We start from the raw sequence: 26,529 nt of genomic DNA on the forward strand, positions 1-26,529 counted from the left end.
ATCGATAAATAGTTGATAAAGTGAATATTGCGGGTAAATGCGGAGGCGTGTGGCTACCGACCTGCCGGATTGAACCGGGCAGGTCGTGGCAGAGGCGCCCTTCGCGCCTTTATTCCTTATGCCCTTATGCCGTCACAGGATGATGTCGGCTAGTTTGTCGAGGGGTAAAACCAATGGCTCTCCGCTTCTGAGCGCCTCCCGGCCGGATTCGTTTCTCGCCAGCGGATCAGCGGCGACGTATGCACTGAAGTCGTAGCCGGTAGCATCCGCCAGGTCGCTGATCGCCACCTGGAACGTGCGATAGGCGCCGAGCACGAATCCCTCCAGCGCCTCTGCCCGTGAGCGCTTCTCGAGCAGCTTGCGGATGAGCTGCCCCTGACTCAGCACGTAAGCCGTGGCGTGCAGCGTCTTGTCGCTGGCGTCCAGTGTGGCGACGACTTTCCAGAATTCGATCGGCACGATTGCGCCATCGATGACGATCTCCTCCTCGTCACCTTCGGGATCGCGCAGCACCGGTCCGGTGAAGACGCAGGCCTGGAATCCATGCGTGCGGGCGTTGTCGAGGATGTAGTTCTCGAGTCCTTGCCAGAGCGATTTGTCCTGATTCAGACGGGAGTGCTGGGCAGCGGCGTTGGTGTAGTGAAACGTATCGTCGTTGGCCTGTTGGGCGTCGCCCGGACTGCCCCAGACCGGGTCTTCGCGTCGCACCATGTGGCCGCGATCGATTTCGGCATCGCGGAAATTCTGCGCGTTCAACTGGACCGACCTGGGAATACGCTCGTCGGCAAACCACTTGTCGTTGCCCCGTTTCACCCGCACCGAGGCCGCACCGTCGAGATTGACCGCCGTGATCAGCGGCAGCTTGAGCGCGGCGGAGTACTTGATGCCGAAGTGGGTGTAGCGCAGTTCGTTAGGCTCCGGCGGATTGTCGGCCGGCTCGGCAAGCCCCGCTGACCAGTGCGCGGGAATGCCTGGCCAGGGCGTGGCCACCGGCTGCGCATCCGGGTGGCTTTTGAGGAAGTCCGTGTCGAGTCCGGCTCGACCTGCAAAGTAGGCAGCAGGATGGCTGCCGTCTCTTGCCTCTTCGCCTTCGCCCCGCAGCGCGACCGAGACAGGGCGCTGGCCTTTGAGTAGTGCGCCGATCGTCCTCGCGCTCACGGCGGAGTTGGCCTTGCCGTAGATGCCTGAGAAATGCAGGCCCGCGACCTTGCCGTCTTCGAGGCGGATCACCGGTGAGCCCGAGTTGCCGCCGAGGCTCGTGCAATCGTAGGTCAGGATGCCGTCGCCGGGCGCCTGAAGAATCTTGCCCGGCGCGAAACGCTTGACCTCGTAAATGTCACGGAAATACCGCGCCTGGGCGTCGGCGTCGTTACGGGAATCGTAGGCCGGGTAGCCGATCAGGGCGACCAGTTCCCCCTCGGCGAGCTTGCGCTCGTCTTCGATCAGACGGAATGCCTCGGGCAGTTCGAAGTCGGCCGTCTCGATCCGCAGCAAGGCCACGTCGGCGGACGTGTCGTCAGCCAGGTATTGGACTCTGGACAGTTCGGCCGTGCGACTGTGGTCGATTTTCCTGCTCGCGACCTCTTCACCGAAGTCGATGGCGGCGCCATAGCGGGCCCCCGAGGGCGAACGCATGAAGACCGCCGAGCCGTCGGCCTTGCGACGCGCGACGATCCTGGCGACATGGCGATTCGTGACCACCAGCGCGCCCTTGCTCCAGCGCTCGGCGACCCAACCGGTGCCACCCCATGCCATGTCGTTGTTGTGAAATTCGATGCGTCCGACAGAAGGAATCCATTTCTGGACGCCGAGGATCAAGCCAGGCGTCTGCCGAGGAAGCTCCGGCATTTTCTGCATGACCACCTTGTCGTTGCGGATGAGCAGCGACGGCCGTCCGACCAGTGCGACGATCGCCTCCATATCGCCGAACGATTGCGTGGCGGTATCCGCGACAGATCCAAACGATTGTCCCTTCTCCAGCGCGTCGAGGCTGGATTGGGGGAGCGCGTGCATGAGCGAGACAGGAAGCCGCTTATTGGCTATGGCGTCGCACACGGCGCACTCCATCTCCGGTGTGAGTCTTGCTCGTAGAGCTCTGATCCTTTCCTGGTTGGCCATGCGGTATTCCTTTGCAGTTCGTGCTGAAAACACCATCGAAGGTGAAGTGAACTCGCGTACCGATAACGCTCGCCGTGGCACGCTTCCAGCAACTCTGCTGCGACGGCTGTCCCAAAACAAGGTCCCGCCTCGGGGATGGGAAAATGGATAGTAAGTATTGCTAGGTTTTGCGCGCGTCAGCAGTCGGCTTGAGCGGTTCTACAGGCTTCTTTTCACGATGCGTGAAATGTTAAAAACGTATTCGTGGCGATCTGAATTGGGCGAGCCAAATTCGTAGAAAGACGCGCGACGATCAGGCGTGATATCTCGAAGTGGCTACGCAAACTCGCGCGGAGGATAAAGACGTGACGATTCCGAGCGCATCGGCGGAAATCGATCAGCAGGCGAGGAGGGCAGTGAGAGAGTGACGGGCGAATCGAAACGCCCGTCGGGTTTTCAAGTGGTGTAGCTTTACCTCAGGGCATTGCGACGAATTAGAACAACTCCAGAATCCGGTGATACAACATCCCGAGTTCCAGCGCCGGCCCGCGCAATGCCGGTCCACCCGGAAAACGCGCATGCCGCAGCCGCGCGAACAAATCAAAGGCCGCCGTTTCGCCGGCCATCGCTTTCGCCACGACACGCCCGGCGATTCCCGTCAATGCCACGCCGTGCCCCGAAAAGCCCTGCACGTAGAAGTAGTTTGGATCGATCGATCCAAAATCCGGCGCGCGATTACGCGTCACGTCGACAAAGCCGCCCCATGCATAGTCGATCTTCACATCGCCGAGTTGTGGAAACACACCGACCATGCGTTGACGAATCTCCTCACCGAGTTGCACCGGCGACGCGCCCGTCGAACTCGCGCGTCCGCCGAACAGCAAACGATGGTCCGCCGACAAACGGAAATAGTCGAGGAAGAAGTTGTTGTCGCAGATCGCCTCGCGTCCGTGGATCAACGCATCCGCGCGCGCTTTGCCGAGCGGTTCGGTCGCGACGATATACGAAGCAATCGGCGCGATGCGTGCCGCGATCGGCGCGGGCAATACGTCACCAAGGGTCGCGTTGCCACAGGCCGCGACGAAACGGCAGCGTACCTCGCCGCGCGCTGTTCGCACGACAGGCCGCGCGCCGCGCTCGACGTCGATCACACGAGAATGGGCAAAGAGCTGCGCGCCTTCGCGACGCGCTGCGTCGGCGAGGCCGAGGCAATACTTGAGCGGATGAAGATGGCGGGAAAAGGGATCGTAGACGCCGGCGAGGTAGCGCTTCGACGCGATACGTGAGCGTATTTCGTCGGTATCGAGCCAGGAGAGCTTCGTATAACCCCAACGCTGGCTGGCCGACTCCATCCACGAACGCAAATCCGGCACGCGTTTGGGTTTGGTCGCAACCGTCAGATACCCTGCAGTGAAGTCGCAATCGATGCCGTAGCGTTCGATGCGCTCACGCACCAGCCCCACGCCTTCGACCGACATGGCCCACGCCGCGCGCGCGCCATCGAGTCCGAGCTGGCGCTCCATGATCTCGTCTTTCGCGAAGCCGACGAGCGTTTGCCCGCCGTTACGGCCCGATGCGCCCCAGCCCGGCCGATGCGCGTCGAGCACGATCACCGACAAGCCACGCGCCCGGCATTCCAGCGCCACCGACAAGCCGGCAAAACCCGCGCCGATCACACAAACGTCGGCCTCGAACGATCCTTCGAGTGAAGGATCGTCGACGTGCGGACGCGCTACGCTCGCTTCGTAATAGGAGTTGGCAATCAGCGCATCGGCGCGCTGATCGAGGGTGTTGAAGCCGGAAGTCGGAGCGTTCATCAAAGCAGGTCCTTCATTCGATACCAGGCCATCGCGAGCACGAGGGCGGGGGTTCGCAGTGTAGCGCCGCCGGGAAAATCGCGGTGACGAACCTTGCCAAACAGATCGAAGCGCGACGCCTGGCCGTCGATGGCTTCGGCGATGAGTTTTCCCGCCAGGCCCGTGGTGTTCACACCATGTCCGGAAAAACCTTGCGCGAAATAAACGGTAGATGAGAGGCGGCCGAAATGGGGCGCACGATTCATCGTGATATCGACAAAACCGCCCCACGCATAGTCGATCTTGACGTCGTCGAGTTGGGGAAACGTTTTCAGCATGTCACGGCGCATGGCTTCGCCGAGATTGCGCGGCGCTAAGGTCGAGTAGCTGACTTTACCGCCCCACAGCAGCCGGTTATCCGGCGCAGGACGGAAATAGTCGAGCACGAAGCGGCTATCGCAGACTGCGGCTTTGGCGGGCATCAGCGCTTCGGCACGATCGGGATCGAGCGGTTCGGTGGCGATCACATAGGTGCCGACCGGCATGATCTTGCCGGCGACCTCCGGCGCCAGTTCGCCGAGATAGGTATTGCAGGCGAGTACGACAAAGCGCGCTTTAACCTGGCCACGCGACGTTTCGGCTACCTGTAGGCCGTTTTCTTTGCGCAGCGCCGTCACGCAGCTGTCTTCGAAAATCCGTACACCGGCTTCGCGTGCCGCACGCGCCAGGCCCAAGGTGTAGTTCAATGGATGCAGATGGCCGCTGTGGGCGTCGAACAACCCGCCGAGATAACGCTGCGACTGGACGTAGTGGCCGACGCTGTCCGCGTCGACATAGGTGAAACCGTCATAGCCGAAGCGGTGCTGCGCTTCATCGCGCCATTTTTGCAGCGCATCCACATCGCGCGGCTTATTTGCCGCGGTCAAATAACCAAAAGTCAAATCGCAGTCGATCCGGTGCTTCGCCACCCGCTCCCTGACGATATCGACGGTCTCGATGCCCATGTCCCAAACACGCTTCACGTCGGCCGCGGGCATGTACTTCGCGAACGTATCGATATCGCAGGCAAAGCCGCCGATCAATTGTCCACCATTGCGACCGCTCGCCGCCCAGCCGACTTTCGAGGCTTCGAGCACGACGACCGAGTGCCCGCGTTCAGCGAGATTCAGCGCGGTGGAGAGGCCCGTCAGTCCGGCGCCGATCACGCAGACGTCGACATCCAGCATGTCTTCGAGCGGAGGATGGCGGGTCGTGTCGTTGGCGGTAGCGGCGTAGTACGAGGCGACGTGAGGCTGGTTCGAGAATGGGAGCATAGGCAGAACAGACAGAAGAAGCCCTTGCGCCGGGCGATGAATCAGGCGAGCCCAGGCGCAAGGGCGATACGGTTTAGAACGAGTAGATGAACTGCGTCGCGAGCAGGTCGTTGGACTTGCCGTACGAACCGTCGTTCTTCAGGAACACCTGCTTGTTGGCCCAGTCGTGGCGGTATTCCACCTTGACCGTGATCTGCTGGGTCGGATAGAACAACACATCGAGCGACACGTCCTGATGGGTCGCGCCCTTGCACTCGAAGCCAAGGCCGCCGTTCGCCTTCGAATTGGCGAGGCAATCCGCGCCGATACCGAAGCCGTCGGCCGTATCCATACCGTTCGAGTTCAACGCGATGCCACCGCCACCGCCGCCGTTCTTGCTATCCACGAGCAGGTCATAACGTGCGGTCACGCCCATGCGGCCCACCATCGGCAGACTGAACTTGCGGTGCGCGAGCAGCGACAGGCCATACCACTGCGCCTGGCCGCCGTTGTACGCGCCGTTCTGCTGCTGGCCGTAGTCGACTTCGGCGTTGTACTGCACGTCGGCGAGGGTATAGGTCAGGTCGGCTTCGGTGAAGAAGAAGGTGCCGCCCGCGCTCGGCGACTGGCCGCCAATCCCGTAGGCGACACTGCCCGTGGTGGGATCGACTGCGCTCGACAAGGTCTGACGGCCGATATTGACCGAGCCGCCCACATCGAGTGCGCTCGACCACGTGTAGTCGGTACGCGCCGTGAAGGTCGGGATCTTGTTGCTGGTCGTGATCGGGTCGCCCAGTGCGTTGGTGCCGATCTGCGTCGTCGCACCATACGTGCGGTACTGTTCATTGCCGAGGAAGAACTTCCACGCCCAGTTGCCCGTCGCGTAGTTCGCGCCGACCCCGATGTAGCTGCCCGGATCCGAGAAGTCGTACAGCAGGTTGTGCGTGAGCGTGAGCATCTGATTCGACTGCTGCACTTCATAGCCGCCGAAGCTCGGAATCAAACCGGCCACGAGTGTCGTGGTCGCCGTCAACGGCACGTTGATGACCGCCGTGTTCAGGATGTTGTTGCCGATGTCGCCATGTTCGTTGGCAAGCAGCGTAATCCCGTTGCCGCGGTTCGGCATCAAGGTGATTTCGGCCGACGGCGCCATCGGGCCGACCCCGAAGGTCTTCTTGATGTCGAGGTACAGATCGCCGAACGTGCTGTTGAAGTAGTTGTAGCTGCTTTCGTGGTTCGCGAACAGGAACGAGGAGCTGCTTTGCGCGCGGTTATAGATATAGGTCGGGTCGATATAACCCGTCACCGACAAGCCCGCGATCGGCCCGGTCTGCGCTGCGTCTTCGAGCGAGTCCACCTTCAATTGCTGATTGGCGATCTGTTGTTTCATCGACGTGACGTCGTCGTTGGACAGCGTCGCCTGTGCCTTGCCGTAATCCGGCGACGAGATATCCACCGGCGCGGCCACCACAACCGGGGCAGGCGCCATCGTCGCCGCGGTGACTGCCTTGGGTTTGCTGGCGACTTCGGCCCGCAGCTGCTTCACCTCCTTTTGCAGCGAGTTGAGTTGGGCCTGGAGCGCCTTGATCTGGTCGCTGGTGGCATCTGCCATGGCCATGCCAGGCAGACTCCCCGCCACCAACAGACAGATAAGCTTCTTTCTCATTCAAATTCTCCTTATTGGTCGTATTGCGAAAGAACTTCTATGCGCGTGCCGTATCGAGCGACTTACGTACGGCGGCTTGTTGTGGTGCCGAAGGCAAAGGGTCGGCGGCTTCGGCAAGTGCGAACGCCATTTGCATATCGCGGTTGCGCTTGCGTTCACGTATCTGCATCCAGCGGTTCACGGCGATCACGCCGATCGTCACCGTGCTGATGAAGATCGTCGCCAGCGCATTCATTTCCGGATTCAGGCCGAGACGCACGCGCGAGAACACGACGAGCGGCAGCGTCGTCGAGCCGGGACCGGAGAGAAACGCGGACAGCACGAGGTCGTCGAAGGAGAGCGTGAACGACAGGAGCCAACCGGACATCAAGGCTTGCGAGATCAGTGGCAGCGTGATCAGGAAGAACACCTTGAAGGGTGTCGCGCCGAGATCGAGCGCGGCTTCTTCGAGCGACTTGTTGAGTTCCTTCACGCGCGACTGCACGATGATCGCCACATAGGACACGCACAGCATCACGTGACCGATCCAGATCGTGAAGAGGCCGCGGCCCTTCGGCCAGCCGAGCATCTGTTCCAGCGCTACGAACAGCAGCAGCAGCGAGATGCCCTGAATCACTTCGGGAATCACGAGCGGCGCGTTGATCATGCCGGCGAACAGCGTGAAGCCGCGAAAGCGTCCGAAGCGCGCCAGCACGAAGCCGGCCCACGTGCCGATCACCACCGACGCGCAGGCCGTCAGCAGGCCGATCTTCAGCGAAAGCCAGGCGGCGCTCAATAACTCGTCGTCGTGCAGCAGCGCGCCATACCACTTGAGCGAGAAGCCGGACCAGACCGTGACGAGCTTGGACTCGTTGAAGGAGTACACGATCAGGCTGATGATCGGAATGTAGAGAAACAGAAATCCGAATGTCAGCACGCTATTCGAAAGCGTTTTATTAGGCTTGATCATTTCGCGCCCTCCAGTTCCTTGACCTGGTAGTACTGGAACACGGCCATCGGCACGAGCAGCAGTAGCACCATGGCGACCGTGACGGCGGATGCCATCGGCCAGTCCATATCGTTGAAGAATTCATCCCACATCACGCGGCCGATCATCAGCGTGTCGGCGCCGCCGAGCAGTTCGGGAATCACGTACTCTCCTACCGCCGGAATGAACACCAGCAAACTGCCGGCGATGATCCCGTTCTTCGACAACGGCAACGTAATGCGCGTGAACGCGGTCCACGGTTTGCAGCCGAGGTCGTAGGCGGCTTCCAGCAATGTCAGATCCATCTTCACCAGGTGCGCATAGAGCGGCATCACCATGAACGGCAGATACGAATAGACCATGCCGATGTAGACGCCGATATCCGTGTGATAGAGACGCAACGGCGAATGAATCATGCCGATCGACATCAGCGTGTGATTGAGCAGGCCGTCGTCTTTCAGAATGCCGATCCACGCATAGACGCGAATCAGGAACGACGTCCAGAACGGCAGCATCACGCCCATCATCAACAGGTTGCGTTTCGCCGGCTCCGAGCGCGCGATGTAGTACGCAATCGGATAGCCGATCAGCAGACAGAAGAAGGTCGAGACCGCCGCCATCTTCAACGAGCTGATATACGTGGCGACGTACAGATCGTCCTGCAGCAGGAACGCGTAGTGACTGAGCTGCATGGCGAAATGCACCATGCCGTCCTTCACCGTCACCAGATCCGTGTAGGGCGGAATGCCCAGGCGCAGATCGGCGAAACTGATTTTCAGCACCAGCACGAACGGCAGCGCGAAGAACAACGTCAGCCACAGGAACGGCACGCCGATCACGGTGGTGCGGCCCGAAGGCAGCAGCATCGACAGGCGGTTTTTCAGCGCAGCGAGCAGACGGCTGCCTGAGGGCGCGCCCAGCGCCGCGGGGGAAGAGGTGGCGGGATTTCTCATTGCGTCAGCACCACGCCGCTAGCCGGCGACCAGTAGACGAACACGTCGTCGTTATAGGACGGCGCACCTTCGCTCATCAGATGCGAACTGGAGAGATTCGACACGACGGTCTTGCCGCTCGGCAGACGCACGTGATACAGCGAATAGCTGCCCATATACGCCACGTCGGAGACCACGCCGCGTGCCCAGTTGTGTGGCGTCGAGGGCTTGTCGAGCGATACCTTGACGCGCTCCGGACGCACCGAGATACCGACCGGCATGCCGAGTGGACCAGTAACGCCGTGACTCACGTAAATGCGCGATTCGAGCTCGTCGCTCTCGACGAAGATATGGTCCGGCTCATCGGCGACGACCGTGCCTTCGAACAGATTGGTCGAGCCGATGAATTCGGCCGAGAAGCGGCTATTCGGAAACTCGTACACCTGACTCGGCGAACCGATCTGCACGATGCGGCCTTCGCTCATCACCGCGAGGCGGCCGGCCATCGTCATCGCTTCTTCCTGATCGTGCGTGACCATCACGCAGGTCACGTCCACTTTCTCGATGATGTTCACCAGTTCGAGCTGGGTTTTCTGGCGGATCTTTTTGTCGAGCGCCGACATCGGTTCATCGAGCAGCAGCAGCTTCGGGCGCTTGACGAGCGAACGGGCCAGCGCGACACGTTGTTGTTGACCGCCTGACAGTTGATGTGGCTTGCGCTGCGCGTACTTCCCCATCTGCACGAGATTGAGCGCGTCGGCGACGCGTTCCTTGATCTCGTTCCTCGGCGTGCCTTCCTGCTTCAGCCCGAAAGCGATATTCGCTTCGACGCTCATGTGCGGGAACAGCGCATACGACTGGAACATCATGTTGACCGGCCGCTTGTACGGCGGCATCGCGGCGAGATCTTCGCCGTCGACGAAAATACGCCCCGACGTGACCGGCTCGAACCCTGCGAGCATGCGCAGGAGGGTGGACTTGCCGCAGCCGGAGCTGCCGAGCAGCGCGAACAACTCGTTCTTGGCAATGCTCAGATTGACGTTGTCGACAGCGGTGCTGTCACCGAATTTCTTCACGACATTTTCGATGCGGACGAATTCATCCGACTTCGATTTTGTCGCCACTGCGGGGCGGGCCATCTGCGTGGCGCCGGCTGCGCTTTTAAGGGTCGTCGAGTTCATGATGTAACCATTCCTTGCGGATCGCGGGCGCAAGTGTCTCCCTACGAGGGCGCGGGGAGCGTCTCGCACTGGCGCTGCGATCGGAAAACATGGGACTGCGCGCAGGTGGGACCTTAAACGCGCGCAGGCTGACTACCGGTACTGCTTTCATGCGCTCAGGGTTCGAGCGATCCCTGAGCGCGGGATCGAAGTTCTAACTCGTGGGTTTAATCAATGACCGGTTTTAAGCTGCGCCCAAAGACGGTTTTCGAGGCGCAGAATATCGGTCGGCATCGGCTTCATCAGCGTCATCTTGCTCAACACGTCGTCGCCCGGATAAACGGTCTTGTCCTGTGCGACGCCCGGAGTCACGAACTGGCGCGCGGCCTTGTTCGCGGTCGGGTAAAACACTTCGTTGGTGATCGCGGCGTTGACCTTCGGGTCGGAAATGTAGTTGATCCATTTCAGCGCGGCCTCCGGGTGCGGCGCGTCTTTCGGGATCACCATCACGTCGAACCACAGCAGGCCGCCTTCCTTCACGTTCGAGAATTTGACCTGATACGAGCGCTTGGCTTCTTCGGTGCGGCGGCTTGCGATGCCGACGTCGCCCGACCAGCCCACGGCGACGCACACGTCGTTATTGGCGAGGTCGTTGATGTAGCCCGATGAATTGAATTGAGTGATGTAGGGGCGGACTTTCTTCAGCACTTCGAACGCGGCCTGGTAGTCGGCAGGGTTCGTGCTGTTCGGATCTTTGTGCATGTATTGCAGCGTGGCGGCGAACACGTCGACGGCCTGGTCGAGGAACGATACACCGCAGCCTTTCAGCTTCGAGAGATTGGCCGGATCGAACACGAGTGCCCAGCTGTCTACCGGTGCATTCGCGCCGAGCGCTTTCTGCACGGCCTGCACGTTATAGCCGATACCATCCGTGCCGTACGCCCAAGGCACACCGTACTGGTTGCCCGGATCGGCGTCGGCGATCATCTTCATCAACACGGGGTCGAGGTTCGCGAGGTTCGGCAGCTTCGATTTGTCGAGCTTCTGGTACACGCCGGCCTGAATCTGCTTGGCCATGTAGTTCGACGTCGGCACCACGATGTCGTAACCCGAACTACCGGCGAGCAGCTTGGCTTGCAGGGTGTCGTCGCTATCGTAGTTGTCGTATTTGACCTTGATGCTGTCCTGCTTTTCGAAGTTCGAAATCGTATCTTTCGCGATGTAGTCCGACCAGTTGTACACGTTCAGTTCCGTGTCGGCCGCAAGGGCCGGCGTCACCGACAGCGCCGCAAAACCGGTAAAGGCGAGAACCGCGGCCCCCGCGACCGCATGACGAAGATGACTAACGCTCATGGTTTTTTTCCCTTGATGTGAAGAACCGGCACGCGCCTGGATTGTGGGTGAGCTCATGCCGGAACGAACTGCCGTTACGAAATACCGAGTTGTTGTGCCGTGGCGTCGATGGCTTGCTTCGCTTTCGACACGATTTCATCGATTTCCAGCTTGCTGATGACAAGCGGCGGCGACAGCAGCATGCGGTCGCCGGAGGCGCGCATGATCAGATTGCCGTTGAAGGAGAAGTCACGGCAAATCGTGCCGACGTCCCCGCCATTGGCGAAGCGCTTGCGTGCTTTCGGGTCTTGCGCGAGTTGCAAACCGGCCACCAGGCCGGCGCCGGCGATTTCGCCGACGATCGGATGATTGGCGAACGTGTCGCGCAGTTGTTTCTGGAAATACGGACCCGTGTCGGTCTTGACGCGCTCGACGATCTTCTCGTCGCGCAGCAGCTTGAGATTGGCGACGGCGACCGCTGCGGCCACCGGGTGGCCGGAGTAGGTGAGGCCGTGATTGAAGTCGCCGTTCTCGATGATCGCTTTGGCGACGCGATCATGCAGGCCGACTGCGCCCATTGGCACATAACCGCTCGTCAGACCCTTGGCCAGCGTGATCAGGTCCGGCTCGAAGCCGAAGTGCTGATGCGCGAACCATTCGCCAGTGCGGCCGAAACCGCCGATGACCTCGTCGGCGACCAGCAGAATGTCGTACTTGCGGCAAATGCGCTGGATTTCCGGCCAATACGTCGAAGCCGGGAAGATTACGCCGCCCGCTCCCTGGAAAGGCTCACCGATGAACGCGGCCACGTTGTCAGCGCCGATCTCGAGGATCTTCGCTTCCAGTTGCTGGGCGCGCGCGAGGCCGAATTCTTCCGGCGTCAGATTGCCTTGGGCCTCCCCAAAGAAATAGGGCTGATCGATGTGCACGATGTTCTCGACTTTCGAGGGCATCTGTTCGTGCATATAACCCATGCCGCCGAGCGTGCCGCCCGCAATCGTCGATCCGTGATAACCGTTCTTGCGCGAGATGACGAACTTCTTCGAGTGTTTGCCTTGCGTCGCCCAATATTGATGGACGATGCGCAACACCGTATCGTTGCCTTCCGAGCCGCTGTTGCAGTAGAAGAAGTGATTGAACGGTTCCGGCGTCAGTTCCGCGAGCAGCGCGGACAGTTCGATCACCGGCGGGTGCGTGGTCTTGAAGAAGGTGTTGTAGTACGGCAGTTCCTGCATCTGCTGGTACGCGGCGTCGGCCAGTTCCTTGCGGCCGTAACCGACGTTCACGCACCACAGGCCGGCCATGCCGTCGATTACCTTGTTGCCTTCCGAATCCCACAGATACACGCCCTGGGCCTTCACGATCACGCGGCTGCCGCTGCGATTGAGCGAGCCCATATCCGAGAACGGATGAATGTGATGCGCGGCGTCGAGCGCCCGGTATTCGGCGGTGCTGCGGGCGGCCTGCGTGGTCGATGCGCTCGCGGCGGCGCTAATTGGCGCGGCCGGTTGCACGTAAGCGACTTCCTCTGTTCTGTAGCTCATACTGCCTCCAGTTTTTCTTGCGTTTGCGTTTAGACGTGCAGCAGCAAATGCCGGCGTTCCCACGAACTGATCACGCGGAAAAACGCTTCATATTCGGTTTCTTTCAGAGCGAGATAGGCCTTCACGAATTTCTCGCCGAGTACTTCGGCGATCGGTTCGCAGGCACCCATCAGCGTCAGGCCTTCTTCCAGATTGCGCGGCAACTGGTAGGGCAACTCGTAACCGTCGCTCAGCAACGGCTCGGTGGCTTCGAGCTTTTGCGTCATGCCGAGGTAACCGGCGGCGAGCGTCGCGGCAATCGCCAGATAAGGATTGCAGTCCACACCCGGAATACGGTTTTCGATGCGACGCGCGGCCGGTCCCGAATGCGGAATCCGGAAGCCCACCGTGCGGTTGTCGTAACCCCACGCCACGTTGATTGGCGCGGCCATGAAGCGCGATAGCCGGCGATACGAGTTGATATACGGCGCGAAGATCGGCATCAGTGCCGGCGTGTACTTCTGCAGACCGGCGATATAGCCCGTGAAGAGCGAGGTCGGCTTGCCGTCCGCGCCGGTGAAGAGGTTGTGGCCGGTTTCTTCGTCGACGAGGCTCTGGTGCATGTGCATGGCCGAGCCCGGTTCGCCTTCCATCGGCTTGGCCATGAACGTGGCGTACATCTTGTGGCGCAAGGCCGCTTCGCGCACCGTGCGCTTGAAGAGGAACACGCTGTCGGCGAGTTTCAGCGGATCGCCGTGCATGAAGTTGATTTCCATCTGCGCGGCGCCGACTTCGTGAATCAGCGTGTCGACTTCGAGTTCCTGCACCTCGCAGTACTCGTAGATGTCCTCGAACAGCGGATCGAATTCGTTGACGGCTTCGATCGAGTACGCCTGACGGCCGGTTTCCGGACGACCCGTACGACCGATAGGCGGCTGCAGCGGCAGGTCCGGGTCCTTGTTCATATCGACCAGATAGAACTCCAGCTCGGGCGCGATGACCGGCTTCCAGCCTTTGGCCTTATAGAGTTCGAGCACGCGGCGTAGCACCCGGCGCGGCGAAATCGCAACCGGCGTGCCGTCGAAATGAACGCAATCGTGGATCACCTGGGCGGTCGGATCGATCGCCCACGGGATCATGCGGATAGTGCTCGCATCGGGCACGCACACCATGTCCGGATCGGTGACGCCGGTGAGCGTGCCGTCTTCCGGATAGTCCCCTGTGACGGTCTGGATCATCACCGCCTGCGGCAAGCGCATCGACTCACCGGATTCGAACTTGCTGCGCGGAATGATCTTGCCGCGCGCGATCCCGGCCATATCCGGAATGATCGCTTCGATTTCGGTGACGCGGTTCTTCTTCAGAAATTCGTCGATCTCATGCATGTTTATTCTCTCTATTTTGGTGCGCGACCGGCTCAGGCATGCGTGGCAGCGGCGGATGCCGCGCCATAGCCGGCCTTGGTGCGCATTCGATCGCGGCAGGCGTCGCCGAACGCGCGAAAGATCGCGGTGGAAAGTGCGTCGTTGGCGTGTTTCCATTCGGGGTGCCATTGCACACCCAGAGCGAAGGCACGCGCATCCGTCACGCTCACCGCTTCGATCAACCCGTCCGGCGCAATCGCTTCGGCCGTGAGGCCGGCGCCCAACCGCTCGACGCCCTGACCGTGCAATGAATTCACACGCGCTTCATTCGTGCCGCCCGCGAGGCGTTGCAACAGAGCGCCCTGCGTCAGCGTGATCGAATGCGACGGTGCGTATTGCACGTCCAGGTCGTCTTCCTTGTTCTCACGATGGTCGTTCAGACCCGCCACCGCGTGAACGCTTTGATGCAAGGTCCCGCCGAACACCACGTTCATTTCCTGGAAGCCCCTGCATACGGCCAGCACCGGCACACCGGCGGCGACTGCGGCACGCAGCAGCGGCAGCGTCGTCGCGTCGCGTGCGGCGTCGTGCAACGTGCCCGGCACGCTGGCGTGGCCGCCGTAACGATGCGGCTCGACATTCGAATAGCTGCCGGTAAAGAGCAGACCGTCGACTGTCGCGAGTACGTCTTCAATGGACTGACGTTCGCCGAGCGCCGGCAGCAGCATGGCGAGCGCCTGCGAGCCGTCCACGATCGCGGCGATGTACTTCTCGCCGACCACGTGGGACGGGTGGGCTCCCATCATCGTTCTGTCGGCGCTGATACCGACCAGAGGTTTGTTTCGCATGACGAATAGACGTGTGTGTTCCCCGCGGGACGCGGCATGAACAACGTTAAACACAGCGCGGCACGATTCCGCAGCCGGGCGCAAGCCGCCAGACCGCCGGATAGTGCGGGCGGTTCTCTTCGACAGAAACGCGCCGCGCGTGATAAGCAGGTGGGTCGTTCGATTTGAGCCGTTGCGCCAGGCAACTATTCCGGTGGACGCAAAGTGTGCGGATGGCAGACAGCACCGCACACGCACGAACTCGCAACTCGAAAGAGTGCGCTCGCGCAAACGGACAAATCGAACGACGAAAAGGAGGGAGGCGCTACGGCAGTAGCGAGGCGACTTCGTCCGTGCGCACTGCAATGAAGGCGCGCGCGGAGATGGAGTTGTGACGTCGAACTGAACGACGGGACAGGATCGTGAAGACGGACAGGAAGCGGCGGAACGCAAGGCTGCCGTTGCTGCCGTCGGCGATGGCGCCGTCAGCGCGAAGACAACTCGCCTGACTACGATTCCATCTCACCAAAGGGCCTCGGACTCTCACGATTAGACTCGACTAGCGCTGTTGAAAGTATTGAACGGCCTGCTCAGAATCCGCACGGGGCGTTTAAAGAAACAGGACGCTGGGATGATCTTCTTGCACCGCGCCAAGTGAATTTGCGCTGCTTCCAAAGACCCTCTCGCGTCTTGTGAAGCTGGTGTGACGATCGCCTGAGAACCAGCATATACGAGCCAATAATGCCGTCAAATCATTTCTACAAAAGAATTATCAGGGGTTTCCCGAGGGTCCGACTAGAATCCCATCCCGTGGGAACGAACGTTGCGCGTTTTCTATTTCGGAATCCTTTCAGGGTTTTCCCCAGCGGCGCAATAGTCAAAGTGACTAGAATATTCAACACTTGCGAGCACTCGTCACCCGGATTCGTTGCTCGACCCACGCGCCCCGACCGTCTTCAATGTCAGAGAACCTAGCAATGTCTATAGAAGTAGCAACCCGCCTGCAATACATCCGCAAGAAGCACGGCTTGTCTCAGCGTGAGCTGGCTAAGCGGGCAGGGGTGACCAACGGCACGATCTCGTTGATCGAGCAGAATCGCGTCAGTCCTTCGGTCGGCTCGCTGAAGAAGTTGCTCGAATGCATACCCATGAGTCTGGCCGAATTCTTCACCTTCGAAGTGGAGGTCGAGCGCTCCGTGGTGTCGCGCCGTGTCGATATGCCGAACCTCGGCAATGAGTCGATCGAGTTCTATCTGGCGGGCTCGAGCATCAAAGACCGGAACATGGGCATTCTGCGCGAGGTCTATCAGCCGCTGTCGGATACGGGGCCGGAAATGCTCGTGCACGAGGGACACGAAGGCGGCGTGATCGTCAGCGGTCAGATCGAATTGACGGTGGACGGCACGATCTGGCTGCTCGACCCCGGCGACAGTTACTACTTCGAGAGCCGCTTGCCGCACCGTTTTCGCAATCCCAGCGCGGAGCATCTCTGCGAGATCGTGTCGGCCAATTCGCCGCCCACGTTCTAAAGACTCCGCGCCAACACGCCGCGACGCAGTGCAAGGCCGTTCGATGTCGACGCCGGTTTGCGTCGCGCGCATAACATTGAGGCATCCTGATGGACAAGAAATCTCTCGCTTATTGGCAGGACAAGGCCGCTACGCTTTCGATCGAAGGTCGCGCGTTCATCGGCGGTGAATACCGTGATGCCAGCAGCGGGCGCACGTTCGACTGCCTGAGTCCGATCGACGGCAAGCTGCTGGCGAAAGTGGCCGACAGCGCTGCTGCGGATGTCGATGCCGCCGTCGCCGCCGCGCGTCAGGCGTTCGACGCCGGCGTATGGTCCGGGCTCAATCCGCGCCAGCGCAAAGCCGTGCTGCTGCGCTGGGCGGCATCGATTCGCGAGCATGCGGATGAACTCGCGTTGCTCGAAACGCTCGACGCCGGCAAGCCGATTGCCGACACCACCACGGTCGACGTGCCGGGCGCGGCGTATTGCGTCGAATGGTTTGCGGAAGCGATCGATAAGGTAGGCGGCGAAGTCGCGCCCGCCGATCATCATCTGGTCGGACTCGTGACGCGCGAGCCGATCGGCGTGGTGGCCGCGGTGGTGCCGTGGAATTTCCCGATCCTGATGGCGTCGTGGAAGTTCGGCCCGGCGCTAGCGGCAGGCAATAGCGTGGTGCTCAAGCCGTCGGAGAAGTCGCCGCTTACCGCGATTCGCCTGGCGCAACTCGCGCTCGACGCCGGCATTCCCGCAGGCGTGTTCAACGTCGTGCCGGGTGCGGGCGAACCGGGCAAGCTGCTGGCGCTGCATGAAGACGTGGACTGTCTCGCCTTCACCGGCTCGACCAACGTCGGCAAGCTGATCATGCAATATGCCGGGCAGTCGAACCTGAAACGCGTATGGCTCGAACTCGGCGGCAAGTCGCCGAACATCGTCATGCCCGATTGCCCGGATATGGACCGCGCGGCGAATGCGGCGGCCGGGGCCATCTTCTACAACATGGGCGAGATGTGCACGGCGGGTTCGCGTCTGCTCGTGCATCGCGACATCAAAGAAGCGTTCCTCGACAAACTGATCGCCGCGGCGCGCAGCTATACGCCTGGCAATCCGCTCGATCCGAACACGTCGATGGGCGCGATCGTCGATAAGATTCAGCTCGAACGTGTGCTCGGCTATATCGAAGCGGGCCGCGCCGAAGCGAAGCTGCTGCTGGGCGGCTCGCGCGTGAAGGAAGAGTCGGGTGGCTTCTACATCGAGCCGACCATCTTCGAGATTCCGGCTTCCGGCGCGAAAGTGGCGCGAGAGGAAATCTTCGGACCGGTGCTCTCGGTGATCACGTTCGATACCGTCGACGAAGCGATCCGTATCGCCAACGACAGCGAGTATGGTCTCGCGGCAGCGGTCTGGACCTCGAATCTGACCACTGCGCACGAGGTGTCGCGCCAGTTGCGCGCGGGCACCGTATGGGTCAATTGCTACGACGAAGGCGGCGACATGAACTTCCCGTTCGGCGGATATAAGCAATCGGGAAATGGCCGCGACAAGTCCTTGCACGCGATGGAGAAATACACCGAGCTGAAGTCCACGCTGGTGCGGCTGCGCTAAGGGGCAAACCGGCGGTCGGCCTGTCGACGACGATCGATCGGGCCGACGTCGGCCCTTGCGTAAGCCGACCGTTCAGGCGAGCAGTGTGCCGCTCGCCTGCGCGAGCACGAAGTCCGCCCGGCGAGCGCAAAGCTTCGCGTCTACTCCGCCAGCTGCGCTCGCACCGTGTATTCCCCTTCGGCTTGCTCGTCGGCTTCGTCTTCCAGCAGATGAGCGCGTGCTGTATAGAAGTCGACCGGCAGAGGTTCCACCGGATAGCCGCGCTTCTCCCACGCGTCGAGTCCGCCCTTGAGCGCGCGCACCTGGCGGATGTTCTTGCGATGCAGCTGATCGATGATCCGCTTGGCCGTCGCTTCGTTCGGGCACACGCAGTAAACAACGATGGGCCGCTGCAGCAGATCGGGATGAATCGGCTCGGGCGAATCGAGATCGAGCGGCAGGGCCCCGGCGATCCGGTGCGATTCCTTCTCGCGCACGCAGCGCGGCCGTGCATCCAGAATCAGTGGTGGTTCGGCCGATTTCATCATCTCGTCGAGCTGGTCCGGACTGATACGGATATGCGCGAGCCAGCGGCGGAACTGCCAGCGGCGCACCCAGCGATACAGCAGCACGGCCACGAAGATCGCGGCAAACGCATCGACGATGGTGCCGCCGTTGTTCCGCACGAGCAGGACCAGTTGCACGATCTGATCATGCAGCGCGGCGCCGCCGATCACCCATACGCTCGCCCACAGCGTCGCGCCGATCAGATCCCACAGCAGGAATACGCCCACGTTGATGGCGGTGGTGCCGAGCAGTGGCGCCGAGATCAGGCCGAGGCCCGGCAAGAATTTGGCGATGGTGAGAATCGGCACGCCATAGCGCTCGAACGTGTTGCGTGCGACGCGCACGGTCGTGTCGAGCGACAGCGAATAGCGTACGAGGTAGTTCAGCAGCCGGCGGCCATAGGCGCGTCCGGTGAAGAACCACAGTGAATCGGCGATCAGCGTGGCGACCACGGCGGCGAACACCACGTTGGTATAGGAGGTTTGTCCCATGGCAGCCATGGTTCCACCCAGAATCAGCATTGGCGCGGCCGGAATCGGCACGCCGAGCTGGGTGACGAGCACGCTCATGAAAACGGCCCAGACGCCCAGCGAGGGTGGAATAGCAACCGGAAAATGCCACACAACCGCGCTCCTGATACTGCGATGAAGGAAAGGAAATGGCCGCGCCCGCACCGGGCGTGACGAACGTGCCGCGCATGATCCGTTCCTGGGTCGAAGCCGGCGACCGGCAACCGGCGAAGCGTTCCAGCGAGCCAGCGGCGGCGCCAGAAGACGGCCCGGCAGCACGAGTAGCGGATTTAATCACAGGTAGGGAAATGGTGCCACGAAGGGACGCAACGCTTCGCGGCCGGCCGCCGCTGCCGCGCCGGGTGCGAAGCGCAGTCCCGGTTGCTAGAATGGTCCACACGCCCAGATTGATGACGGAGACATCGCATGACATCCCTGCAGCCGATCAGCCGCTACCCCGTGCCCGAACCGGATGAATGGCCGGACGACATCCGCGCGCGCATCCTGGAGGTGCAGGAGAAAGCCGGCTTCGTGCCGAACGTCTTCCTGACGCTGGCGCATCGCCCGGACGAATTTCGCGCCTTCTTCGCCTATCACGATGCGCTGATGCTGAAGGAGGGCGGCCTGACCAAAGGCGAGCGCGAAATGATCGTGGTCGCCACCAGCGCAGCGAACGGATGCCTGTACTGCGTCGTCGCGCACGGTGCGATTCTGCGCATCTACGAAAAGGCGCCGCTCGTAGCCGATCAGGTCGCAGTGAATCATCGTAAGGCGGATATCGCGCCGCGTCAGAAAGCGATGCTCGACTTTGCACTGAAGGTCGGCAGCGCCTCGGCGAGCGTCGGCGAGGCCGACTTTCAAACCCTGCGCGAACACGGCTTTTCCGATGAAGATATCTGGGACATCTCGGCGATCACCGCGTTTTTCGGCTTGTCGAACCGCATGGCGAATGTGATCTCGATGCGTCCGAACGACGAGTTCTATCTGATGGGGCGCGTGCCGAAAGCGGCGTCCGATTCACCACGTAATTAGTGGGTGACGGTTCAGGCGCCCGCAGGTTCAGCGTCTGACGCAGACGCAGACGCGGACGCGATCACGGCGCGGTCGTCGATTGGAAAATGCAACATCGCGGCAATGAGTCCGACGACGACCGTCGCGTCCCACAACAACGAATACGAGCCAGTCAGATCGAACACCAGGCCGCCGAGCCACGCGCCGAGAAACGAGCCGATCTGATGGCTCAGAAAGCACACGCCGAACAGACTGCCAAGATGGCGCATGCCGAACACCTTGGCCACGAGACCGCTGGTGAGCGGCACGGTGCCAAGCCAGGTCAGTCCCATCACGGCCGCGAAAACGACGACCGATATCGTGGTTTTCGGCAGCAGGAAGAACGTGGCGATGGTGGCGCTGCGAATCAGATACAGCCAGCCGAGCACATGATGCTGACGAAAACGCCCGCCGAGCCAGCCGCAAGCCCAACTTCCCGCCATGTTGAACAGCCCGATCAGCGCGAGCGCGGTAGCGCCCAGGCCCAGCGGCATATGGCAGAGCGTCAGGTATTCGGGCAGGTGCGTGGCGATGAACGCGAGCTGGAAGCCGCAGGTGAAGAAACCCAGCGTCAGCAGCCGGTAACCGCGATGCCTGACGGCTTGCATGAGCACCTGGCGAAGCGGGGCGGCGGGCGCTTCATGGACCGTCGCTCCAGTGCGCGCACGCCGATCGAGCACGATGCCGAGCGGGGCGACCAGCAGCATCACGAACGCCAGCACGAAGAGCGACGTCGCAATGCCCGCACCGAGCCGCACGCTTTGCACCAGCGGCACCATCAGCACCTGGCCCGCGGAGCCGCCGGCGCTGACGAGCCCCATCGCCATACTGCGTTGTTTGGCCGTGGCAACGCGGCCGACCGCCGGCAATACCACGCCGAAGGTCGTACAGCTCACGCCGATCCCGACCAGCAGTCCCATGCCGACGATCAAGGTCGCACCGCCGGGCGCCACCGCCGCGAGGCCGAGGCCTGCTGCGAAGGTGGTGGCACCGAACGCGACCACCGGCGCCGAGCCGTAGCGATCGGCGGCGGCGCCCGCGAAGGGTTGAGCGAAACCCCAGACCAGGTTGTGCAGCGCGATGGCGAAGGCGATCAGCGTGACCGGCAAACCGCGATCGAATGAAAACGGGCCGATGAAGAGCCCGAAAGTTTGCCGGATGCCCATCGCGGCGCTCAGGATGAGCGCGCCGGCGAGAATCACCAGGAACGTCGGGTGAAAGGCGAAGGCGAAACGTGGACGATGGGTGCTCGACATGGTTCTGATCTCCTTGAACCGCATGGTCGCAGCGAGCATCAGACGCGGCAAAGGAAAAGATTTTGACGACACGTGAGCGGCGCTCACGTGTCGGCGAATGCTGGCTTGGGTGGATCAGGAGAGCGGATTGGTCACGGACTCATGCGTATGGAGTGCCGCGCCGGAATACGCATCGACTTGCGCCGCCTCGCTGACGAGCCAGCGCCCGAACTCATACAGCTCCGGCCGGCGCTGCGTGTTTTCCGCACTCACCAGCCAATACGCGGTCTCGGAGGCAATCGTTTCGGCGCAAGCCTCGACGAGTGCGCCGCTGGCCAGATCGTGGTCCACCAGGGGGCGTCTGCCAAGCGCCATACCCAGACCCATGGCGGCGGCTTCAAAGGCCAACTGGATCGTGTCGACGCACAATCCACCGGCGAGATCGACACCCTCGGTGGCGCTTGCGTCCAGCCACGCCTGCCAATCTTCGCCAGCGGTGTTCACGTGAATGAGCGTCGCGCGACGCAGGTCGATCTGGCCGTGCTCGCCGCGCAATTCGTCGAGATAGGCGGCGCTGCATACTGGGACGAACTGCTCGCCGAATAGCCGCGTCCAGGCCGTGCCTGCAACCGGGGCGCGGCTCATGCGAATCGCGAAATCGAAACCGTCGACGGGAAAGCCGACATGACGATGCGACGTGTCGACCGTGACGTTCACATTCGGCCACTCTGCGCGAAAACCGGCGAGACGCGGCAGCAGCCAGCGCGACGCGAATGTCGGCGCGCAACTCACGGCAATCGGACGATCCGCGCGATGATTCGGCAGACGCTGCGTGCCGATCGCTATCAGCGAAAACGCTTCGGAGACGTACGAAAGATAATCGGCGCCGTGGGCGGTAAGCGAAATGCCGCGTGGCTCGCGTACGAACAATTCCACGCCGAGCGCCTCCTCCAGGCCGACAATGGCGTGACTGACTGCGCTCGGCGTGACGCTCAGCTCCTCGGCGGCCAGCTTGAAACTCTGATGCCTGCCGGCCGCTTCGAAAAGACGAAGCGCGGGCAGAGGTGGCAGACGAAACGGCATGATGTCTCTCCGGATACGGCGCGTCGCGCGCCGTGACGTTGTGCCGTTCGCATCCAGCGGATGGACCGGCCGAAACGGGTAAAAGGCTGAAAAGAGGCGGCTTCGTCGAAGGATACCGCGTGGGTCGGCCGGCTGTGACGCGGGCTTTACAGCGGACACAGCGGGCACAGCGGGCACAGCGGACACAGTCTGCGCGGCAGAGCGCAGCGCGATACATCGCCGCGAAAAAACCGCGCCTATCCTGTCGATATTCCGCCATGCCATTCGTCGTAGCGATATAGGGCACGAAAATGCGGCGCCGTCGTCGCGCAGCCTGATCGCACCCTTGCTTGCTTTTTCACCGAGGAGATAGCTGATGACCGACGTATCTGCATCTGCACCGGCCCTCAAGCCGGCCCGTGAACTGGCCGATCTGCCGCGCCGCTTTCCCGGCGAGAGCGAGGCCTATCGCAGCGCGCGCAACGACTTGCTGGCCGAGGAAATCGAATTGCGCCGCCATATCGAACGGGTGGCGGCGCAGCGTCGCGCGCTGCCGCCTGGGGGCGCCGTCCCCGAGGATTACCGTTTCGAGGGCGAAGACGGACCTGTCACGCTCTCGGCGATGTTCGGCCGACACGACACGCTCGTCACCTACAACTGGATGTTCGGACCGCAACGCACGCGGCCGTGTCCCATGTGCACGTCGCTGCTAAGCGCCTACGACGGCGAAATGCCCGACATCCTGCAACGGGTGGCGTTCGCCGTGATCGGCCGTGCGCCGCTCGAGAAACTCGTGGCATTCAAGCAGGCGCGCGGCTGGCGGCATTTGCGTCTGTATTCGTCGGGTGGTAACACGTTCAATCGCGACTACGCGGCGGAAGATCCCACCGGCGACGATAACCCCGCGTTCAATGTGTTCACGCGCCAGAATGGCGTGGTGCGCCATTTCTGGGCCGAGGAGATGGGACCGGAGAGTGCGGACCCCGGGCAGGACCCGCGCGGTGCGCCGGATGTCATGCCGATCTGGACGGTGCTGGACATGACGCCGGGTGGGCGAGGCAAGGATTGGTATCCGAAGCTGAACTACGATGCCGCGACGTAAGTTACGCGTTACGCACCGCGTGACATCCGACGGCCTGCAGCCAAGTTTTAACTAGGGCTGCGCCGCGACTTCGTAAGCCGGTTCGAGCGCCGCCTGCAAATAAGCCGCGATGGCGCTGGCCCGCATCGGCCGGCTGAACAGATAGCCCTGCACGGCGCGCGCGCCGAGCGCCTTGACGACCTCGGCTTGCGACGCCGTCTCGAGTCCTTCCACCACGCATTCGAGTCCCAGGTTCAGGCACAGATCGAGCACCGACTTCACGATCTTCTTCGACGCGCTGTTGGTATCCACGTCGGTCATGAAGCTGCGATCGATCTTGATCGTATCGAAGGGCAGACGATGCACGTAGCTGAGGCTCGAATAGCCGGTACCGAAGTCGTCGAGCGACACGCGGCAGCCCGCTTTCTTGATCATGGTGAGCGAGCAGCGGGCCTGTTCGAAATCGCGCGTCACGGCCGTCTCCGTGATCTCGAACGACACCCGATGCGGCGGCACGCCGCTCGCCTGCACGATCTCGATCAGGCGGCGGGCGCGAGCCGACGTGCAGATGTCGATTGCGGACAGGTTGAAGGACAGATAGAGCTCCTCGGGCCAGCGTGCGGCTTCGGCGAGGGCTTTGTGCAGCAGTACTTCGGTGATGCGCAGAATCAGTTCGGTACGCTCGGCAATCCGAATGAATTCCTCCGGCTTGACCGCGCCGAGCCGCGGATTCTGCCAGCGCCCCAACGCTTCGAGACCGATGGTGCGTTGCGACAGCACATCGGCGATCGGTTGAAACTCCAGGTACAGTTCCGCCTCGAGGTCGGCGTGACGCAGTTCCTGGGTCACGAGACTCGAGCGGCGAATGCGCGTCTCGTGTTCGGTCGAGAAAATGACCGGCGTGCCGCGACGGCTTTCCTTGCCGACGTAGAGCGCCGCGTCGGCGCGCTCGAAGACCTGCGTGACCGTGGTGCCGGCTTCCGGAAAGGCGGCCCAGCCGATCGTCCCCGACAACTCGGCGACGTTGCCGGCTACGCGGTACGGCTCGCTGAGCGCGTGGCAAATGCGCTGGCCGAGGTCCACCAGCGTTTCGTTGGCCATTTTGTGCTGCGCCAGCACGCCGAATTCGTCACCGCCAAGGCGCGCAAAGAAGATGCCGGGCTCGGCCAGACGCAGCAACCGCAGGCCGACTTCCTGCAGCACGAGGTCGCCGCTCGCGTGACCGTAGATATCGTTGACCTGCTTGAAGCCGTCGAGATCGATCAGGCCGACGTTGAAGCCGCCGCCCGCGCCGAGCGCCTGCTCGGAGAGCGCGCGCAGCGAGGCGAAAAAGCTGCGCCGGTTGGGCAGATCGGTCAGCACGTCGATGCTCGCGAGCCGGAAGTTGTCGTCGCTCAGACGCTGGGTTTTCAGCTGGCTCGCTTCGAGTTCGCGCTGCGCGTGAACCACGCCGGAGAAGGTGCGGTAATAGAGGTGGATGATGAACGCGAGCGCTACGCCCACCAGCGTCATGTCGATCGCCATTGCGATGAAAACCGGATAGCCCGTGAGCACCAGAAAGGTGGCAAAGCTTAGGATCACGATCGACAGCAGAAGCAGGGCGGCGGCTCGTAAATGCATCAGGCAGAACACGCAGCCCACCAGGGTCGTCGCCATATAGAACGCGACCTGCGACTGCTCATAAGGCGTGCCATACGGAAACAGGAGGAGCGACCATGTGCTGAAAGCGACGCCGAACAGGCCGGCCAGCCAGACCAGCTTGCGCAGTTGGGCCGGAGCGCTCTCCAGGGTCAGCGGGCGATGCCGCGCGCGCCACCAGTGCAGACACCGAACGATACACAGCGCGCCGAGCGCGGCGGGAAAATACACCGATAACCAGGCGGGCGCGCTCGTCAGATGCGTGGCTGCGACGGCCATCGTGTTGACGAGCAGAATGAAATAGAGGAGCGGAATCTGGCGGCCGAATGCCTGGAGTTGCGAGCGCACGAGTTCGGGATCGCTTTCCGCGACCCTTAGCGCTTCTCTCAATCTGACTAGCAGAACCATGACCCGTCCTTTTTTATCGTTTGCGCCGCACACGCAGCTTTGTATATCGGCAGGGACGCTGGGACCTTGAGGGTCTTTTCGCGAGAATTCAATATCGCGTTCGCAAGCCGGTAAGTCCGACCGGTTTTGCCTGCTGTTTACGTCAGTTATGCTGCTTAAACGGGCGTGGCGCGCTCAAAGCGCCGGACATGACAGCACGCGCTGCGGCGCGAGCGTCGTGCCAGGTTCGCCGTTCTGCACGGGTGTGCCTTGCGGCGGTGTAGAAACAAGCCGGACCGTATCGACGCCGGCATTCGCCAGCACATATTTTTCCGGGCTATTTTCGGCTTGCCAATAGGCCCGGAATACGCCGTTGTCGCCGAAAACCAGCAGCTTGCCATGCACTGTTTTTCCACTGCCGACCAGGTCGACTGGCTCACCATTTCGTACCTGAAAACCCTGGGATGAACCCGGCGCATGTGCGCCAACCAGCGTGGCGCAGCCGGTTTCGACAGCTTTCGCGCTCGTGCAGGACAACGCGGCCAACAAGCCCGTCCATATCGAAACGCATGCCGCGAATGTTGCAATATGGCGAAACCGCATTTTTTTATTCCTCCCGGATTCTTTATTGTCAGACACCAGGCCCGGTTAACGTCGTTTCTTCCACCACCACCATAACATAGTAAAAAAGGCCGCCCGAGGCCGCTTCAGCCGCGCTAAAGCACTGAAATTGCAACGGATTGTGATTAACAATCGTCGCCCGATAAATGGAATTAACACGTAAGCGCACGATTCTTATGGCACTTTGCCTCGAAAAATCGTCAAATTGCCTGTGGGCGGGTGATACAAGGCTTACACCCAAGGTTTGCGCGAATACGCGCCTATGCGTTAGTGTGTCGGTCCCGGCGCAACAGAAGTGGCGCCGGTTCCATGATTACCATACGGGAAGTGCT

21 protein-coding genes are annotated in these 26,529 nt (G+C 61.7%); 4 read left to right on the forward strand and 17 right to left on the reverse strand.

Annotation, left to right across the window (positions count from 1 at the left end; translation table 11 throughout):
• Positions 1-132 precede the first annotated feature (132 nt).
• The 12 genes from FQ705_RS13190 to FQ705_RS34525 form a co-directional block, all read right to left on the reverse strand.
• Entirely contained in the window at positions 133-2,118 is a 1,986-nt protein-coding gene (locus FQ705_RS13190; RefSeq protein ID WP_186307848.1) for a DNA/RNA non-specific endonuclease, read from the reverse strand.
• Positions 2,119-2,591: 473 nt separating this feature from the next.
• Positions 2,592-3,914 carry an NAD(P)/FAD-dependent oxidoreductase gene (locus FQ705_RS13195; protein WP_144141444.1) on the reverse strand — a complete coding sequence of 441 codons (1,323 nt, stop codon included), beginning with the start codon at positions 3,912-3,914 and terminating at the stop codon, positions 2,592-2,594.
• Positions 3,914-5,206, reverse strand: coding sequence for an NAD(P)/FAD-dependent oxidoreductase (locus FQ705_RS13200; RefSeq protein ID WP_144141446.1), 1,293 nt, complete (start codon positions 5,204-5,206; stop codon positions 3,914-3,916). The genes FQ705_RS13195 and FQ705_RS13200 overlap by 1 nt, the downstream gene beginning before the upstream one ends.
• 73 nt (positions 5,207-5,279) lie before the next feature.
• The gene (locus FQ705_RS13205) at positions 5,280-6,851 is read right to left on the reverse strand and encodes a DUF3138 family protein (RefSeq protein WP_144141448.1); all 1,572 of its coding nucleotides are present in this window, start codon (positions 6,849-6,851) and stop codon (positions 5,280-5,282) included.
• A 37-nt stretch (positions 6,852-6,888) separates the two neighbouring features.
• Positions 6,889-7,800 (reverse strand): ABC transporter permease subunit, encoded by a 912-nt coding sequence (locus FQ705_RS13210; RefSeq protein ID WP_144141450.1) that lies wholly within the window; start codon positions 7,798-7,800, stop codon positions 6,889-6,891.
• Positions 7,797-8,771, reverse strand: coding sequence for an ABC transporter permease subunit (locus tag FQ705_RS13215; protein WP_144141452.1), 975 nt, complete (start codon positions 8,769-8,771; stop codon positions 7,797-7,799). The genes FQ705_RS13210 and FQ705_RS13215 overlap by 4 nt, the downstream gene beginning before the upstream one ends.
• Positions 8,768-9,931, reverse strand: coding sequence for an ABC transporter ATP-binding protein (locus tag FQ705_RS13220; protein WP_144141455.1), 1,164 nt, complete (start codon positions 9,929-9,931; stop codon positions 8,768-8,770). Before FQ705_RS13220 ends, FQ705_RS13215 begins: the two co-directional genes overlap by 4 nt.
• 210 nt (positions 9,932-10,141) lie before the next feature.
• Complete coding sequence (locus FQ705_RS13225; RefSeq protein ID WP_144141457.1) at positions 10,142-11,263, reverse strand: polyamine ABC transporter substrate-binding protein; 1,122 nt, start codon at positions 11,261-11,263, stop codon at positions 10,142-10,144.
• A 74-nt stretch (positions 11,264-11,337) separates the two neighbouring features.
• Complete coding sequence (locus FQ705_RS13230) at positions 11,338-12,786, reverse strand: aspartate aminotransferase family protein (RefSeq protein ID WP_144141459.1); 1,449 nt, start codon at positions 12,784-12,786, stop codon at positions 11,338-11,340.
• A gap of 29 nt (positions 12,787-12,815) precedes the next feature.
• A complete protein-coding gene (locus FQ705_RS13235) occupies positions 12,816-14,150 on the reverse strand; it encodes a glutamine synthetase family protein (protein WP_144141461.1) in 1,335 nt (444 codons plus the stop codon).
• Positions 14,151-14,182: 32 nt separating this feature from the next.
• Complete coding sequence (locus FQ705_RS13240; RefSeq protein WP_144141463.1) at positions 14,183-14,977, reverse strand: gamma-glutamyl-gamma-aminobutyrate hydrolase family protein; 795 nt, start codon at positions 14,975-14,977, stop codon at positions 14,183-14,185.
• A gap of 304 nt (positions 14,978-15,281) precedes the next feature.
• The gene (locus FQ705_RS34525) at positions 15,282-15,503 is read right to left on the reverse strand and encodes a hypothetical protein (RefSeq protein WP_260854471.1); all 222 of its coding nucleotides are present in this window, start codon (positions 15,501-15,503) and stop codon (positions 15,282-15,284) included.
• 430 nt (positions 15,504-15,933) lie between these two features.
• Between FQ705_RS34525 and FQ705_RS13250 the strand changes: the two genes are divergently transcribed.
• Positions 15,934-16,485, forward strand: a complete 552-nt coding sequence (locus tag FQ705_RS13250; protein ID WP_144141467.1) for a cupin domain-containing protein — start codon at positions 15,934-15,936, stop codon at positions 16,483-16,485.
• 89 nt (positions 16,486-16,574) lie between these two features.
• On the forward strand, positions 16,575-18,068 hold the full coding sequence (locus FQ705_RS13255; protein WP_144141469.1) for an aldehyde dehydrogenase: 1,494 nt from the start codon (positions 16,575-16,577) through the stop codon (positions 18,066-18,068).
• A gap of 140 nt (positions 18,069-18,208) precedes the next feature.
• Here the strand turns inward: FQ705_RS13255 and FQ705_RS13260 are convergent, their stop codons facing one another.
• On the reverse strand, positions 18,209-19,288 hold the full coding sequence (locus tag FQ705_RS13260; RefSeq protein WP_409934699.1) for a VTT domain-containing protein: 1,080 nt from the start codon (positions 19,286-19,288) through the stop codon (positions 18,209-18,211).
• Between the two features lie 261 nt (positions 19,289-19,549).
• Between FQ705_RS13260 and FQ705_RS13265 the strand changes: the two genes are divergently transcribed.
• A complete protein-coding gene (locus FQ705_RS13265) occupies positions 19,550-20,155 on the forward strand; it encodes a peroxidase-related enzyme (protein WP_144141473.1) in 606 nt (201 codons plus the stop codon).
• Positions 20,156-20,166: 11 nt separating this feature from the next.
• Here FQ705_RS13265 and FQ705_RS13270 read toward each other — a convergent pair whose 3' ends face one another.
• On the reverse strand, positions 20,167-21,429 hold the full coding sequence (locus tag FQ705_RS13270; RefSeq protein ID WP_144141475.1) for an MFS transporter: 1,263 nt from the start codon (positions 21,427-21,429) through the stop codon (positions 20,167-20,169).
• Between the two features lie 114 nt (positions 21,430-21,543).
• Positions 21,544-22,491, reverse strand: a complete 948-nt coding sequence (locus FQ705_RS13275; RefSeq protein WP_144141477.1) for a LysR substrate-binding domain-containing protein — start codon at positions 22,489-22,491, stop codon at positions 21,544-21,546.
• Between the two features lie 355 nt (positions 22,492-22,846).
• Between FQ705_RS13275 and FQ705_RS13280 the strand changes: the two genes are divergently transcribed.
• Positions 22,847-23,572, forward strand: a complete 726-nt coding sequence (locus tag FQ705_RS13280; RefSeq protein ID WP_144141479.1) for a DUF899 family protein — start codon at positions 22,847-22,849, stop codon at positions 23,570-23,572.
• A 51-nt stretch (positions 23,573-23,623) separates the two neighbouring features.
• On the opposite strand, the gene FQ705_RS13285 is transcribed toward FQ705_RS13280, so the two are convergent.
• Both FQ705_RS13285 and FQ705_RS13290 read right to left on the reverse strand, forming a co-directional pair.
• Positions 23,624-25,597, reverse strand: coding sequence for a putative bifunctional diguanylate cyclase/phosphodiesterase (locus FQ705_RS13285; RefSeq protein ID WP_144141481.1), 1,974 nt, complete (start codon positions 25,595-25,597; stop codon positions 23,624-23,626).
• Between the two features lie 174 nt (positions 25,598-25,771).
• A complete protein-coding gene (locus FQ705_RS13290) occupies positions 25,772-26,179 on the reverse strand; it encodes a hypothetical protein (RefSeq protein WP_144141483.1) in 408 nt (135 codons plus the stop codon).
• Positions 26,180-26,529 lie beyond the last annotated feature (350 nt).

The sequence above is a fragment of the Paraburkholderia sp. BCC1884 genome (genome assembly GCF_900996225.1).
In the GTDB taxonomy this organism is placed as follows: domain Bacteria; phylum Pseudomonadota; class Gammaproteobacteria; order Burkholderiales; family Burkholderiaceae; genus Paraburkholderia.